At 49.2% G+C, this 14,542-nt stretch carries 13 protein-coding genes; 2 read left to right on the plus strand and 11 right to left on the minus strand.

Going from position 1 to position 14,542, the window contains the following annotated elements; genetic code table 11:
• Window positions 1-139 precede the first annotated feature (139 nt).
• The 11 genes from ACYQ2L_RS06950 to ACYQ2L_RS07000 all read right to left on the minus strand — a co-directional run bounded on the left by ACYQ2L_RS06950 (window position 140) and on the right by ACYQ2L_RS07000 (window position 12,834).
• Window positions 140-877, minus strand: a complete 738-nt coding sequence (locus ACYQ2L_RS06950; RefSeq protein WP_460053226.1) for an ABC transporter ATP-binding protein — start codon at window positions 875-877, stop codon at window positions 140-142.
• Between the two features lie 6 nt (window positions 878-883).
• Window positions 884-1,951 (minus strand): MlaE family ABC transporter permease, encoded by a 1,068-nt coding sequence (locus ACYQ2L_RS06955; RefSeq protein ID WP_460053229.1) that lies wholly within the window; start codon window positions 1,949-1,951, stop codon window positions 884-886.
• A 13-nt stretch (window positions 1,952-1,964) separates the two neighbouring features.
• Window positions 1,965-3,998: an ABC-type transport auxiliary lipoprotein family protein gene (locus tag ACYQ2L_RS06960; RefSeq protein ID WP_460053233.1), complete on the minus strand. Its 2,034-nt coding sequence runs from the start codon at window positions 3,996-3,998 to the stop codon at window positions 1,965-1,967.
• A 29-nt stretch (window positions 3,999-4,027) separates the two neighbouring features.
• A complete protein-coding gene (locus ACYQ2L_RS06965) occupies window positions 4,028-5,086 on the minus strand; it encodes an MlaD family protein (RefSeq protein ID WP_460053237.1) in 1,059 nt (352 codons plus the stop codon).
• Window positions 5,087-5,155: 69 nt separating this feature from the next.
• Entirely contained in the window at window positions 5,156-5,818 is a 663-nt protein-coding gene (locus tag ACYQ2L_RS06970) for a flavodoxin family protein (protein ID WP_460053241.1), read from the minus strand.
• A gap of 121 nt (window positions 5,819-5,939) precedes the next feature.
• Window positions 5,940-7,412, minus strand: coding sequence for a hypothetical protein (locus ACYQ2L_RS06975; RefSeq protein WP_460053244.1), 1,473 nt, complete (start codon window positions 7,410-7,412; stop codon window positions 5,940-5,942).
• A gap of 13 nt (window positions 7,413-7,425) precedes the next feature.
• Window positions 7,426-8,763, minus strand: coding sequence for a hypothetical protein (locus tag ACYQ2L_RS06980; RefSeq protein ID WP_460053247.1), 1,338 nt, complete (start codon window positions 8,761-8,763; stop codon window positions 7,426-7,428).
• A gap of 4 nt (window positions 8,764-8,767) precedes the next feature.
• Complete coding sequence (locus tag ACYQ2L_RS06985) at window positions 8,768-9,604, minus strand: M48 family metalloprotease (RefSeq protein WP_460053252.1); 837 nt, start codon at window positions 9,602-9,604, stop codon at window positions 8,768-8,770.
• Window positions 9,588-10,100 (minus strand): SH3 domain-containing protein, encoded by a 513-nt coding sequence (locus ACYQ2L_RS06990; protein ID WP_460053256.1) that lies wholly within the window; start codon window positions 10,098-10,100, stop codon window positions 9,588-9,590. Before ACYQ2L_RS06990 ends, ACYQ2L_RS06985 begins: the two co-directional genes overlap by 17 nt.
• Before the next feature lie 2 nt (window positions 10,101-10,102).
• A complete protein-coding gene (locus ACYQ2L_RS06995; protein ID WP_460053260.1) occupies window positions 10,103-12,343 on the minus strand; it encodes a CHASE2 domain-containing protein in 2,241 nt (746 codons plus the stop codon).
• 86 nt (window positions 12,344-12,429) lie between these two features.
• Window positions 12,430-12,834 carry a hypothetical protein gene (locus ACYQ2L_RS07000; protein WP_460053262.1) on the minus strand — a complete coding sequence of 135 codons (405 nt, stop codon included), beginning with the start codon at window positions 12,832-12,834 and terminating at the stop codon, window positions 12,430-12,432.
• A gap of 137 nt (window positions 12,835-12,971) precedes the next feature.
• Between ACYQ2L_RS07000 and ACYQ2L_RS07005 the strand changes: the two genes are divergently transcribed.
• Together ACYQ2L_RS07005 and ACYQ2L_RS07010 are read left to right on the plus strand one after the other, a co-directional pair.
• Window positions 12,972-13,529: a GAF domain-containing protein gene (locus ACYQ2L_RS07005; protein WP_460053265.1), complete on the plus strand. Its 558-nt coding sequence runs from the start codon at window positions 12,972-12,974 to the stop codon at window positions 13,527-13,529.
• Window positions 13,526-14,539 carry an adenylate/guanylate cyclase domain-containing protein gene (locus tag ACYQ2L_RS07010; protein WP_460053268.1) on the plus strand — a complete coding sequence of 338 codons (1,014 nt, stop codon included), beginning with the start codon at window positions 13,526-13,528 and terminating at the stop codon, window positions 14,537-14,539. The genes ACYQ2L_RS07005 and ACYQ2L_RS07010 overlap by 4 nt, the downstream gene beginning before the upstream one ends.
• Window positions 14,540-14,542 lie beyond the last annotated feature (3 nt).

A 14,542-nucleotide genomic window follows, 5' to 3' on the forward strand; every position in this document is an offset into this window, starting at 1 on the left:
TCACGGATATACACCAAGGACCAATTTGCAGCAGATACCTTCGAGATGCTTACTTTGTCTTACTATCAGGAATTAAACCAGCAGCGGGCAGGGATAATTGAAGATGTGCTGTCCTCAGGGCGCGTGGTTATCTGTCCCGCTACTCGCTGATCGAAAAAAACCGGCGCACTGAGTCGGGAGTTTGGGGGGAATTCAATTGGCTCAAGCTGCCATGAAAAGCAACGCCACCATTTTCCAGGTAAATCAGTCCGTCGGCAATATGCTTTATGCTGGATATTTCATGGGTGACAACCACGATTGTCATATCATATTGCTGTTTCAGTTCCAGCAGCAGATCATCGAGACTGCGAGCCGTCACCGGATCAAGCCCGGCGGAAGGCTCATCACAAAAAAGAATAGAGGGGTTAAGGATCATTGCCCGTGCCAGTGCGGCTCGCTTTCGCATGCCCCCCGATAGTTCTCCCGGCAATTTGTAGAGGTCGCCACCCAAACCGACCCGGGCCAGTTGATGATGCACCAGGTCATGAATGATATCCGGCGGAAGTTGTGTATGCTGCTCCAGCGGAAGAGCAACGTTCTCCAGAAGCGTCATGGAATTCAACAATGCGCCGTTCTGAAACAGTACTCCGATCCTCAGTAGCAAGGACTCCCAGCCAGCCTCGTCCAGTGATAAGACATCTTTGTCCAGCACTGATATGCTGCCGTTGTTTGGCTGAATCAGTCTCAACATTGTCTTGAGCAGGGTGGATTTGCCACAACCACTTTCACCCAGTATAACGGTTATTTTTCCGGTAGGTATGGATAGTGATATATCCTTCAGTATAGCTGTGTCGTCGTACCCAACGGTTATATCGGTCAGTTGTACAGAACTTTGCATAGACATTTATCCTATCAGCAGCGTGAGACTGAACAGTGCATCGAGTACTAATATTGCAAAAATAGCCGCTACTACCGATTTCGTTGTGGCTCGACCAACCTCCTCGGCACCCCCCCGGACCTGAAATCCGTAGTGTCCTCCAATGAGTACGATGACCCAGGCAAATACAACGGTTTTGCTGTAGCTGCGTACAAGATCACGCAGTACCACAACCGAAGCACTCTGCTCCAGGTAGGTAATGGGATTGATATCAAGATATATGGTTCCCACGACCGTTCCACCCAGTATTCCGGTGACGATGGATAGTGTCAGCAGCAGTGGAATAACCAGGGTAATAGCCAGCATTTTGGGCACCATGGTATAGCGGATCGGATGCATTCCCATCATCTTCAGGGCATCGAGCTCCTCGGTTACCTTCATGCTCGCAATCTCGGAGGCAATGGAGGAGCCGGTACGTCCGGCAATAATTATGGAGGTCATAATCGGGCCCATCTCATGGATAAGCGACAACGCAATCAGGTTGGCAACCATCATGCCGGCTCCGAACTGTTGCAGCTGTATTGCAGCCTGTAAAGCAAGTATAAAACCGAGTATGGTTGAAAGCAGAGCGATAATCCCGACAGCCTCAACCCCCATGGTAAAACAGTGTTGAATAACGCTGCCAGCACGTCGTCCCTTGGCTGAGAAAACACCCTTTACCGAGAAAAACGCGCTGTCGGCAGCCAGCTGGAGAAAGCTGCGTAGCTCGTGATGACGCTTGACCACTGATCCGCCAATATGTTCCAGCAGAGACGGAGGTTTCGGCGGGCTTGATAGGGGTAGATTATCGTTGCTGAATGCCGAGTAAATTTCCTGCAGTCTTTCAGGCAGACTGGAGAATGCTGTATCAGCCAGTGTCGGATAGTCGTGCAGCAGTTTGCGAATACAAACTATGCCGGCGGGGTCCAGTTCATCAAGATCACTGAGATCTATTGAATCCGGCTCTCCCTTGCGGGGCAACTGCTTTAGTAGAGCGGGAACCCGACTCCGATCAAGCGTACCTGAAGGGGCTATAACAACTGATTCTTTACTCATATACGGTAGCCCCTCAGTTCAGCAGGTAGGTGAGTCGCAGTACCATGCGATGATCGTAGTCGAGTACGAAATCCTCCTCACCGGGCCGGTTGCGTAGCTGAAATCTATAATTGAGTGAGATAGACTGCAATAGCGTCCAGTTAAATTCGGCACTCGATTCAAGGATTATTTGATCTCCCTCCAGCAGCGGGAACAACACATAGGTGCTTGTGTTCAGCTGAACCCGTCGTAGCGGCCGAAAATTGCCCATCGCTGACAGTTCCAGTCCGGCCGAAGAAGTATTCTCCAGCTCAATGTAGTCATTATTATCATTGGAACGCTGTATCACATCGGTATTGAATTCCTGGCGCAGACCGAACCCGCTACGCAGGGTCATGGATGCCCGGGGATGATTCAGCATCCTGATATTTAAACCAGCTCCCTCGCGCAGTCGCAACGGGAAAAACGGTGGGGCCAATTTCACCGGATCATCAAAACCTTCAGGTGGCGAGTAATCGAAGCGATCAAACAGATGTGAATTTACATCGAATCCGGCATACAACCCGATATCACGATAGACGTCGAAAATGGCAGCAATCTTCAGATCAAAATCATCCTGACTTATGATCAAGCCCTCATCACGCCCATACCCCAGACCCAGTTCAGAGAAATGATCGACAGTAAATGAGAGTCGGTTCTGAATAAACCTCAACTGGTTATCCAGTTGACCGGTCAGAGTTCCAGAATAATCGGCCTCCGCCGGTGCGGAACCGTGGTTGGCGGATAGATTCAGGGTTGCATGGATAGAACTGTTGAGACTCCAGTTACCTACCGACAGCAGATGTTCATCGTCACTCAAAATGCCGGCACCGATCATTCTGACGGGACCCTCCGCAGCATCGACCACGATCGTTAGACGTTTATACTCGCCTTTCTCGATTTTCAGGGTTGTAAAATTGCGGTAGGTATTAAACGGTTCATTATCGATAGTGATCTTATATAAACCAGGTGGCAGCTGTAGTACATTGGTGGTATCACCAAGATCTTCGCGTGCAGGGAACTGGGTGATATAGCTGGTGCCGGATGAATCAAATATTTCATAGATTACATCACGGCTGTTGCGCCGCTCATCAATTATTTCGACTGAGACCTCACCCCATTCAGGATCAATCAGGGTTCGGTATCCGCGGCGTATCTGTATACCCTGCATCGTCATGCGCAGCTCGTCCGGCCCTGTGCCGTAGCGCACTTGATACTGACCAGCCGGCAGTGCAAGGTCCTGACCGAACACTCCACTGTATGCGCTTCCGTCGCTAGCGATGGCCTGGTAGCTGCTGGTGCCGCGAATGCCGCTTATGCTTGGCATCAGCAGTATCCCGTGACCTTCCCTGGTTTCGACAGGTTCATCAGGTATGGTTTCCAGTCTACTCGAATCGTCTGCTGAAACCTCATCCGGAGTACCGCTCAAGTGCATGTACACCTTTTCAATAAATGCATCTATCTCCTCCAGTACGATTTCATTCAGGGTCTGGACATACAGCTCCATAGATGCAGCATAGAGGGGTTTCATTCTGTTCGCACTGTGAGACAGTACGGTTTGTCCACTGCTACCGTCCCGGAGGGCCAGAGTCATTTCCAGCGAAGCCTCGCTGAGAGCTTCAGATTGAACCAGTTCAGCCCGGTTGACGGAAATAGCTACTTCATAATCTGGCCGGGTGTCCAGAAAATCCATACTAACATTGCGGAAGCTGTTGTAGGCCTGTAACCGGCTGATAATAAGACGAGGGAAGTAATCGGCAAGTCGACCGGCCCAGAGATCGTTCTCGGAGTAGGTTATGCGGGGACCAAAATGGCGAATAACAATCTGTCGTCCACTGTAGGTGCGGGGGATCTCGGCGGTCTGAATCCAGACCCGGTACGGTAAAGCTTCCTGACGTCGCAAGTCTGACTGCTCGGTGTAGTCCAGATAGTCCAATGTGTAATAGAAGGTAGGAGCCTGTTCAGTAGTCTGACATGCTGCCAGCAGTAAGATCACTATCAGCACTGATGCTATCTTTGTGTTCATCATTTCAGACTCCCGGGACACATGGCCCTGTATTAAAAGCGAATCAGACTGGAAGGATCCTGGCTGATGATTCGCGAAAAATCGCTCAAGTCCTCAAGTATTTCATTGAGGATTTCCATTGACCTCAGTACATCCCGGCTCGACCGGATAATTGTCATGTCCATGCGATTAAAGGTTGCACTGAATTGTTCCAGTAGCAAAGCTACATCACCGGCGATCTCGGCCAGCGGGATTTCTGAAAAACTGGCCGCCAAAGCTGATGCATCCTGGGCTATCGCTGCAGTTCGCTCTGCAGTCAGTGTAGTATTGCTCAGGATATCCTCCCATTCCGACGAGGAGGTGATCGCCTTGATCTGTTCAGTAATAAGCTGCAGATTGTTTGCCCCCACATAGATGGAAGCAACGGCTTGTTCAAAATCTTCACCGCTGGTGTTCTCGTCTATTCGCCGGCTTATCGCTGCCGCATGTTCGGCCAGAATTTGTACATTCCCGGTAATTGCATCAAGTCGTTCAAGGGATGCGGTTAAGGGTTCCCGGTTTGCAACAATGAGGTCGTCAACTCCAGTCAGTATGTTGCTCACGCGCTGCCGGTTGTCCGGCCCCAGCAACTGGTTAATGTTGTTCAGGGTTTGCTCGACCTTTGCTATTATAACCTGAGCGTCTCCGGTTATGTTATCGAACAGTGAGGTCCCGGAGGAAATGTGCGATCCCGGCGGAAGCAGCGCAGCGGACCGGCCACCTCCGATAAGCTCGATCTGCCGGGCGCCGGTTATGCCGGTCATAGTAAGCTGAGCTTCAACATCATCCTTTATGGGAGTACCTTCCTGCAGGCTCAAAACGATAGTCACCCGGCGGGGTTCCTCTGGGTCGAACCGAATGTCTTCCACCCGGCCAACATTTATGCCCTGGTACAAGACAGAGCTTCCGGTCTGCAGCCCGCTGACTGGTTGGCTGACAAGCTCCACATAATACGTGTCGCGTGTCTGCAACAGCAAATCGCCTATAACCAGCGCAAAGATACCAACAGTCAGCACTCCGCCGACCAGATAAAACAGTCCGAGTCGAATTTTCTGATCCCTGGTAAGCCGCATTTTTTGAATATCGTATAGTACCAGCGGTATGTCAATAGAGTGGGATAAATAAGAGGGTGGCAGGGAAGCTCACAGAGCAGGAGTGTGTGAACTGACGATTGAACTTGCGAATTCTTTCCCAATATTATAGGCCTGGTCTAAAGCGTCAGAATCGGATTTTACCTTACCTTTTTCAAAAACGTGGAATATTGCTTGCTCGCTCACAATGTCATAGCCAATGGCTTTTATCGGTTCTCTCATTGCATCTATAGTAAAGCCCATATCCTTTTCATTTTCCTGCTCGCATATAGCAATTATAACAGCCTTTCTTCCTTGATCTGCTAATTGACTTGACCATGCTCCTGGGCGGGGTAATTCAAATTGATAAAAACAGTATAGACGATCGATAAACGCCTTCATCCAGGATGTAATATTATAATTATGTGTAGGAGAAACGAGAACAAGCCCCTTTGACAGGATAATCTGTCTGTATATCAGAGAGAGGCCATCTACTATACCAGTGCAGATTTTATCTTTTCTACATTGTTCGCAGCCGATGCAGCCCTGGAAGTGAACATCCTGTAAACGTACAAAACAAGACTCAATCTTTTCATCCTCTACACCTTGCAGGACCTGCTTCAATACCAGGTCTGAATTCCCGTTTTTCCTTGGACTCCCTGAGAATCCAATAACAGTATTCTCAGGGGCTGTGTTCTCGGTCTGCTCTTTTATGATGTTTTTTAATAACTTCACGATTACCTACTTATCTCATCGGTTTTCTGAGACAAGCATAACATCAATAAGAAGAGGAGATAACACAGGGACGTGGCTATAACACCACGTCCCTATACTAAACAACAGCCAGAATTAATAATCAAAGAGTGACTGCAGAACCATGCGCCTCATACGAAATACCGTCAGTATTATTCCATATTTCATACACGACATAGGCCGAGGCAGCAGTTTCAAATACCTCGATCTCCCACTGATTGCTATCGGTATCCTGCCGGAATCCGATACCGATAAGAGCTTCCCATTGACTGAATGAGTCGGGATTGCTTTCAAAACTATCGGCAGCACTGCTGCTGTTGAAAAGAAAGATGAAATCCGATCCAGACGGAGATCCACTGATAGCAATCAGCTCGGTTTCAGGGCGCACCTGTATTCCTGCACCACTGTACATACCGGAAAAATCATCATCAAAACCGATATCGCTCATGGACGGTAAGGAGGACAGCTGTTCTGAATATGCATCCCATGCGCTGGGATTGCCCTGCTGGGTTAGCCATGAACTTCCGTCCCGAACAGCAAAATAGCTGACCGCATCGCTGCTAAAGACCTCGCGGGTGCGGTCGCGATCGGCGAATCCGTCCCCCCGCCATGCCCAGTCAGCCTCCAGGAAGCCGCCATCGTCATCTGCAAAACCGCGGGCACGGTAGGAAATTTCAAAGGTATCAAAATCATCATCCACTATGAAATAATTCGAGATGACCAGATACGCGCCATCGTCTTCTGACCGCAATCTGATTTCATCGAAATAATCGAAACTGCCAAAATCATCGTCATCAAACACACCATAGGAAACGAGGGTTGAACTCTGTTGAACAGCATTGTAGGAGAATACTGCCCCTCCCTGATACGATGATGACTGGTCTCCGCCTTCATAGGAATAGACCCCACGCACTCGGTTCATGTCATTACTCCAGTGCAGATCAAGACTGAAAACATCATCAAAGTCAGCGTGTTCATAGTCGTCTATAAAAGAAAATGAGCGATCAAAACCAGATAGACTGCTGCTACTGTATACAAACGGAGGGATAAATAATTCCATTCCTTCGTAGTTCGCAAACTCATCTTCGGCGGCCTCTGCCCGGCCGCTGCTGACGGAATTACCGACTACTTCCAGGGCAAAATCGATCATTGCGCTGCTGACCGATACCCAACGGGATGAACGCTGCGTGTTCGAAAGCGTAAGCGATTCCGAGCGTATCAATTCATCAATTATAACCAGGTACAGTACGGCATCAACGATTTCATTCTCAAGACGTCCTACTGCTTCCCGTATTTCTTCAATATTTGCTGAAGCGCCGAAGCCCCCCGCTGTTTCGCTTGCATTCTTCTGAAACACAATGCTTGTCTGGGCTCCACCGTTATTCTGGTTCTTCAGTGAAGCTGGTACGTTTGCAGAAATCCTGCCTGGTACATTACGTTCAACCTCCGTTGGCTGACTATTGTCCCCCACTCCATTGCTGGTTTCAGTAGTATCGCAAGCTGCCAGCAAAAAACCGAAAGCAAGCAGCATCACCATGATACTTGCTGATCCTCTCATTACTCGTATTAATTTCATACGATTACTCCTCCTAAAATTGATAGCCTCCGCCAAGGAAGACCGACAGCTGAAAGCTGTCAACAGTCTGAATGTCTGTATTCCATGCCAGTATTTGCGCCTTTCCTCTGCCATACGCAGCATTCAAGCCTATATTGAGTGTTGTTTCGGCTGTAGCAAAACCAAACGAAAAGGTTCCCCCGTAATAGTCAATTCTTTCAGCCTGATTAACCTTTCCTGATTCGAGTTCAGGCCGGTTGGACCGATTCGTATAGGCCCCGATACGGATCGGAAAATTCGGCTCCGGATACCATTCTGCCCCGGCGGCAGCATTCCAGGTAAACTCGTTTTTCATGCCATCGGCCGCAGCCAGTGGTACATAGGCACGAAAATCTGCACTCATGAGAAATGCCGGGGACGGGAACCATGCGGCTCCGAATGAACTGCCTATATGCCCGGGACGTATCATACCGTGTGAAAGGACGGTCCGGGTTTCAAGCTGTTCAGGCGGGAAAAATAGCGATCCATCAAAATCAAAATCATTATTGGTATTGTCATACTCGAAGATAGTTTCCATATTCCCCATTCTGCCCCAGACAGGTAGAGAAGATGAGAGAGCAAGACCCAGAGAAACCGTGTCAGTGGGCATCCACTGTACACCGACCTGGGGGCGCAGGCTTATGATCTGTTCGCTGAAATAAAGATAGGCAGTGCGGAAATATTCTTCGAGCTCACTCTGACCTTCATTGGTAAAAAAGCGCATGCTGTCAATCTGAATATAGCGAACACTTTCATAGCCCATGAACAGCCCGAACCCGATGCCCAGGGAATCAGCTGCCAGAAACGCAATGCTCGGCCCAGCCTCACTTCGACGCTTTACCTGATTATAACTGGCATTTGCGACCAGAGATTCCGCACCAGTCGCAATTCTGGCTGCCTCTGTCAGTTCGAAAGTCAGAACATCCCGTTGATCAAAACTCTCGGATTCGGTTGTTGCAATGGAGAAAGCAAAGGTGACATACCTGCCATCCTGTGCAAAACCAAAGAAATTGGGGGCGAACTCCAGGCTTTGACGGCTGTAATCCGGAGTGGTCTCAATTATGGAGGGATCCGCTAACTGAATATCCCGATATACCGTGCGTTTGTAGCCTGCCACATCGGTGGACAGTGAAAAATACAGATTATCGGAAAACACCAAACCCGCTGGATTGTACCATGCACCTTCCGGGCCATCGGCCACAGCAGTATAAGCACCAGCCATTCCAGCCGCCCGGTCACCAATCAGCACATTATTATAATGCGGGCCGTCAGCCAACAGCGTACCAGCACTCGTCACCATCAGCAGCAGTACCATTACTCGTAGTTTCCACATGCTATCAGTCCTCCTTACAGCACAACAATCGACTGCGCATTTCTTCAAAATCTTCATTCTCCCTGATTACTGCCAAACCCGGCACAACAAGCGATTTGAGTCTGCTGATACGATCCTCCAGCGACGGGTGAGTCCGGGAAAGATCATCCAGATTATCCTTATCCCCGGCTGTCTGCAGTCGTTCCAGCAAGCCGATATAGGGCTCCGCACTCAGGCCGATATCGGCAAGCAGCTGTAGTGCATATCTATCAGCATCATACTCATCATCCTGGGCATAGCCTTCAAAAAACAGGCGTTCTTCCAGGGCTGTATTAATCTGATCTGCAGTGGCGGTGACTATCTGACGACCACCAGCCAGGAAATGAGCAAGTGTTTCGACTGCATCTCTGGATATTTCAATGCTCACATACTCCAGGGGATGATCCAGATTGATATGACCGAGTTCATGAGCCAGTACACCGATCAACTCATTCACATTCTCAAGCTGCAGCAGCAAACCTTTCGTGAGCAAAACATATCCACCGGGCAGGGCGTAGGCATTTACCTGATCGGTATCCAGCACGGCTGCCCGATAAGTCAGGTCCTGCCGCTCGACGTACAATGCCAGGCTCTGCAGCAGCAGGGTGATGTATCTCGTAATTTCTTCATCCCTCAGTAATCCATACTGCCCGGCGGTTTTTGCAAGCGCAGAACGGCCGACTTCCTGCTCCCGGTATAAACTCATGCGCTGCTCATACAGCGGATCGCTGGCGCAGGAGGAGATGACTATCCCGACTGTAATCAGAAACAGCAGGAAAAACGACAGGCCTTTCCGGCCTGAAAATCTAGAAACCGATTCCATGTTTTGCGGCAAAATCGAGCACCTCCCCTTCTCTGATTCGGGTTACACCATGCAGCCACTCTGCTGCCCGAAGGTCATAGTCGCTGAATGAAACATTTTCACGAGAACGTACATTCTCCTCACGCAGGCCACGGGCAGCTGCGGCTGAGGTTGAATAGCTGTTGGCGCGTCTACGAGTTGTTCTCGACTCAAGGTCTGCCAGTTCATTGCGGGGTGCTATATCGTCCGGGGGTCGTGCGTCGACAAAGCGGTCTGGAATCCATCCCTCCTGACCATCCTGAAGACGTACCATGGCGAAGCCTTCTGCCTGCCCGATCTGTTCGAGCTGATCTCCGCGGCGTAGCTGCTGGTCCAGGCGCGCACTGGCAGTGGAGGCTTCCAGAAAGACCGGTGAAATCCGTGCTGTCACGAACATCGTTGCTGCACTCAGCACACCAGTTGTAAACGTTAGAGACAGCACTGCACACAGCATTATGCGCACATGGAACTTCTTCATAGCTACTTTTCCTCCATCTTCCATACTGCATCCCAGTCTACTCCCGGGCTGTGCTGGATCAACATCTCAACACGTTCGATGAACATTCGGGCAAGTCCGTCTAATTCCGCATATTTTTCTGCTATCGATGAAAACGAACTGGAAGCCTCTGTAAAATGCTGGCTCAGATACTGCCTGCGTGCATCTGTAAATGCATGTGCCATTTCCTGAAAATATTCCTTCCTCGGATCACCCACTGTACAGAGTGGTCTGAAAATACCGACACCATTTGCCTTGCCTTTTACAGCCACTGTATCGACTTCCACAAACACAAAATTTTCTGCTGCAGCTTCATAGGTGGATTGACTGACCAGAATCGGACTGCGGTAATATTTCGTGAGTCCCTCTATCCGGCTGCCAAGATTGACGTTGTCACCAATGGCTGTGTAGTCAAGTCTTTTTCCGCTGCCGATATTACCGACTATTACCGGGCCGGTATTTATTCCCACGCCAATCACAATCTGCGGTAGGCCCTCTTCTTCAAGTTCTTCGTTAATCGAGTCGAGGGCAGTTATCATGTCGAGTGCGGCATTTACTGCTGCTGATTCCTTATCAGGATCTGGAGCCGGAGCACCCCAGAAGGCCATAATTGCATCGCCGATCATCTTGTCCAGCGTTCCCTCATGCTGAAACACTATGTCGATCATCGGTTCAAGGTATTTATTCAGGACATATACTACGGTTTCAGCCGGGAACTTTTCACTTACTGATGTAAAACCCCGGACATCGGAGAACAGTACTGCCACATCCCTTGCAGCTCCTACCTCTCCAACCAGTTCTTCATATCTATCCAGTACATCATTCATGACAGCAGGGGCCAGATACTTTCCCATTGCAGCGGTTATGCGGGCGCGCTCCCGTCCTTCACTGGAGGCTACATACCCGATTCCAGCAAAAAATCCAATCATTGAAGAACCAAATACGGCCGTCATATGGACAACAATTCCTGCATGTTGAAACAGCAGCAAAGACCCGAATACTCCTGCTGTGACAAGAACCGGAACCAGCAGTGTCTTTATCTGTCTGCCTGGAATAAAGACTGTCAGCGCCAGAGAGAGCAGTGAAAGAATCAGTATAGATAATATGTGAGTGCGCTCGGAAACGAAGTGGAGTGAATGCCCCTGAAGGAGCTCGCTCAAGGCCTGCGCATGAAAAAGCGGCCCGGGAGCATCGGTTTCAACAGGCATATCCAGTACATCCATTAAAGCCAGTGCCTGTGCACCGAATATAACAGCTCGATCCCGAAACTCTTCAGAAGGAATCAACGGCTCGGCATCTCCCCTGGCAGATTGCTGTGCCGAGAGGATTACATCGCTCGCAGATATGAATTCAAAATCAGTATTTCTCCGATGGAAATTTACGCGTAATCTTCCCCGTTCATCCAGAGGTACTGTCTGTAGAAGCTGTCCATCCTTGCTCAGTTCAAGAGTCTGATTGCGAATCGACAGACTGTCCGGTTCCTGGATCATCAATACAGCCCTGAGAGCCAGGGAGGGATAATACCGATCCTGGTACTCAACCAGCAGAGGATACCGGCGTACAACACCATCAGGATCCGACACATAATTGACTGCATGGAGATTTGCAGCGTATTCACGCAAGGGGTCGAAAGGAGCGAGATATCCGCGGTACTGCAGCGCTTGTATGGAACCGTCGTTGTAATCAAGGGATAAAGCAAAACTGATTTCAGCCGCCTCAAACATGGGCTGAACATCATTCACTTGTTCAACATCTATTACAGTTTCCGGGGTAATCAAATCGGTGAAGAAAACGGGGTAGCTCTGCCGTGGCCAGAATAAAGCGCTTTCGACCATATCCCAGTCTTCATCAGTTGGAAGCTCACCGCCAGGTCTGGTTGGTGAGAATTCTGAATACATAAAATCAAAAAGAAAAGCCCCCGGCTCACCTGACATGACATAATCTGCGATCAGTCTGGAAACAACCGTGCCCCTGGGCCATGGCCAGCCACCGATCTGCGGGTTAAGCTCGGCCAGGGAGGGTTCGTCTACTGTTATAAAAACGATATCCGGGCTCACCGGGTTTTCCTGATTAAAAAGACGGTAGCGGATATCCAGCAATGGTCGCTCAACAAGCTCGAGGGCACCGCTCATGAGTAAAACAACAAAAATCAATGCAATACATACTGCAGCAGCGCATACAAATCGAACTGCTGATTTAGTTTTTGCCGTACTTGTTGTTTTCATACCTGACTAATATAGTATGGTATTGTGAAAAAAGCACAAGTATTAAGAGGAAATTGCAAAATTACATTTAAGAAGGACGAATTCTGCTACTTGTTGTTCTGACCTACCGATATGATCCTGCCATCAACCCGGGCAGCGCTGATATCGTTGTTATTTCCTTCCATCCTGACGTTCCCATTTACCCGCAGATTCTTCAGTACCGCATTATTGCCTGTAATCGTGACATTTCCGGTAATGAACGTCCTTTCGGTCCTCGCACCATTAAGGGTCACACTGTTAGCGTCAATTACAAGGTTACCACGATAACTGCCGGCCTCAAGCTGTACAGTACTGTTATTACGGAATCCACCTATACGCTCTACACTGATCGTCTCGACTCCCCGGCTCTGTCCGCTTAATCCTACAGAAAACGATGCAAAGGATGCACAAGCACTGAGGGTCAGGCTCAGGACGAATAGCACGACAAATCCAGCAATTTTAAAATATCTCATATTTCTAATATACTAAATTTTTATAATTTAATCATTTTTATAGCATAGTCAGAAACTCAAGGACTATTCACCATGCAGGATTAAAAGCCCTTGTGTATCTGACTGCAAGAGCTTAGTCTTGTAACTAAGGATTGCCAATGGATGTTCAAGAGACTTTCCGTAACTTTGTCCGGGCCGGCACACTTCTGGCAGCCCAAAACACACAGACCGATCAGCTTCGGGTGCTGGTGGATCAGACCCATGATATAACGAATGCTTCACTCTGCTGTGCCTACCTGTATCCGCCGGACGACGCGAAAGAGCAGGTGCTGCGCCTGTCAGCACAACGTGGTCGCTGGAACGCACCGCAGCGTATAGCGTTGAACGACGAACTGATCGAATTTCTGGAGGACTGCTGCGAGGCTTTGGTTCTCTCGGCACCTCATCCGCACTATTTTCAAAGTGCTTTCCTACACCCGTCAATGCACAGTGCAGCTGTGTTACCACTGTTCAGCGGATCAAACTCTATCGGGATCGTGATTTTAAACGCTGAAACTCCTGGATTTTTCCGGCGTGACCGGTTTTCATTTCTCGAATCATTTGTTCAGCTGGCATCAGGAACCCTGCAGAGCGCCTCCCTGTACCGGGAACTTCAGGAGCAGTACCGAGCAATAGAGGAACTTGAGCGCTACCAATCCAGTATTTTTCCTCCATGACCAATCTGCTGGTTACTCTGGATGAAAAGGGCCGTATCGAGTACAGCAACAGTATCGCCTGTGAAAAACTCGGTATAACAGATGAAAATATTGGACGTCAGTTCAATACGGTTTTTGCCGGCAAATTCAGCAAGAATATTCTATCTGCAATAGAGCGCTCGGAAAGTGAGGGCAGCGAAGTTCTTGGCCTGCAGGAAATTCTACAGCAAGAATCACAGCAAATCGATTTCTCGCTGAACATATCCCCGTTGCGCGGAAAACGCGGACGCAAGGAAGGGGCTATTCTGCTGTTCACCGACCAGAGTGCCGAGCAGGAGCTGAAATCACAGATGAACACGGTTGTTGAGGAACGCCGTGCTATCAAGGACATGTTTGCACGCTACCTGTCCAACGATATCGTCCAGTCGCTGATGCAGACACCAGAGCTGGTAAAACCCGGTGGCGACAAGAAAACTGCCACAATCTTTTTTGCAGACATTCGCGGTTACACCTCATTTACTGAGAGCAAGGATCCACAGTTCATTATTGGGGTACTGAATGAATACTTCAGCGAGGCCGTTGAACTGATTCTGAAATACCGCGGCTTTATCGATAAATTCATAGGTGACTGTATTATGGCAGCCTGGGGAGTACCGATGTACTCAGCTGAGACCGATGCTGTTGCGGCCGTGTCATGCGCCGTTGAGCTCCAGGCACTTGTCAACTCACCGCAGCGAAAATTCTTTACTGGTGATGCCAGTCATCTGAAAATCGGAATTGGCATGCATACCGGACCACTGATTGCCGGCAACCTGGGTAGCGATCAGCGAATGGATTACTCCGTGATCGGAGATACCGTCAATGTTGCAGCCCGCCTGGAAGGTGTAGCCGGGCCGAATGATATCATTATTACCCAGGACACCCGTGATATGATTGGTGATCGTTTTAAATTGAAGGAAATGGATCCGGTTACCGTCAAAGGTAAGCGCAAGCCTCTGCATATTCTCAAGGTTCTTAAGATAGTTAACTAAGGA

This window comes from Spirochaeta dissipatitropha (assembly GCF_054657935.1).

Bases quoted from the DNA above. Each gene is read 5' to 3' on its own strand.
- ACYQ2L_RS06950 (WP_460053226.1), bottom strand. From the start codon at position 877: ATGCAAAGTTCTGTACAACTGACCGATATAACCGTTGGGTACGACGAC.
- ACYQ2L_RS06955 (WP_460053229.1), bottom strand. From the start codon at position 1,951: ATGAGTAAAGAATCAGTTGTTATAGCCCCTTCAGGTACGCTTGATCGG.
- ACYQ2L_RS06960 (WP_460053233.1), bottom strand. From the start codon at position 3,998: ATGATGAACACAAAGATAGCATCAGTGCTGATAGTGATCTTACTGCTG.
- ACYQ2L_RS06965 (WP_460053237.1), bottom strand. From the start codon at position 5,086: ATGCGGCTTACCAGGGATCAGAAAATTCGACTCGGACTGTTTTATCTG.
- ACYQ2L_RS06975 (WP_460053244.1), bottom strand. From the start codon at position 7,412: ATGAAATTAATACGAGTAATGAGAGGATCAGCAAGTATCATGGTGATG.
- ACYQ2L_RS06980 (WP_460053247.1), bottom strand. From the start codon at position 8,763: ATGTGGAAACTACGAGTAATGGTACTGCTGCTGATGGTGACGAGTGCT.
- ACYQ2L_RS06985 (WP_460053252.1), bottom strand. From the start codon at position 9,604: ATGGAATCGGTTTCTAGATTTTCAGGCCGGAAAGGCCTGTCGTTTTTC.
- ACYQ2L_RS06990 (WP_460053256.1), bottom strand. From the start codon at position 10,100: ATGAAGAAGTTCCATGTGCGCATAATGCTGTGTGCAGTGCTGTCTCTA.
- ACYQ2L_RS06995 (WP_460053260.1), bottom strand. From the start codon at position 12,343: ATGAAAACAACAAGTACGGCAAAAACTAAATCAGCAGTTCGATTTGTA.
- ACYQ2L_RS07000 (WP_460053262.1), bottom strand. From the start codon at position 12,834: ATGAGATATTTTAAAATTGCTGGATTTGTCGTGCTATTCGTCCTGAGC.
- ACYQ2L_RS07005 (WP_460053265.1), top strand. From the start codon at position 12,972: ATGGATGTTCAAGAGACTTTCCGTAACTTTGTCCGGGCCGGCACACTT.
- ACYQ2L_RS07010 (WP_460053268.1), top strand. From the start codon at position 13,526: ATGACCAATCTGCTGGTTACTCTGGATGAAAAGGGCCGTATCGAGTAC.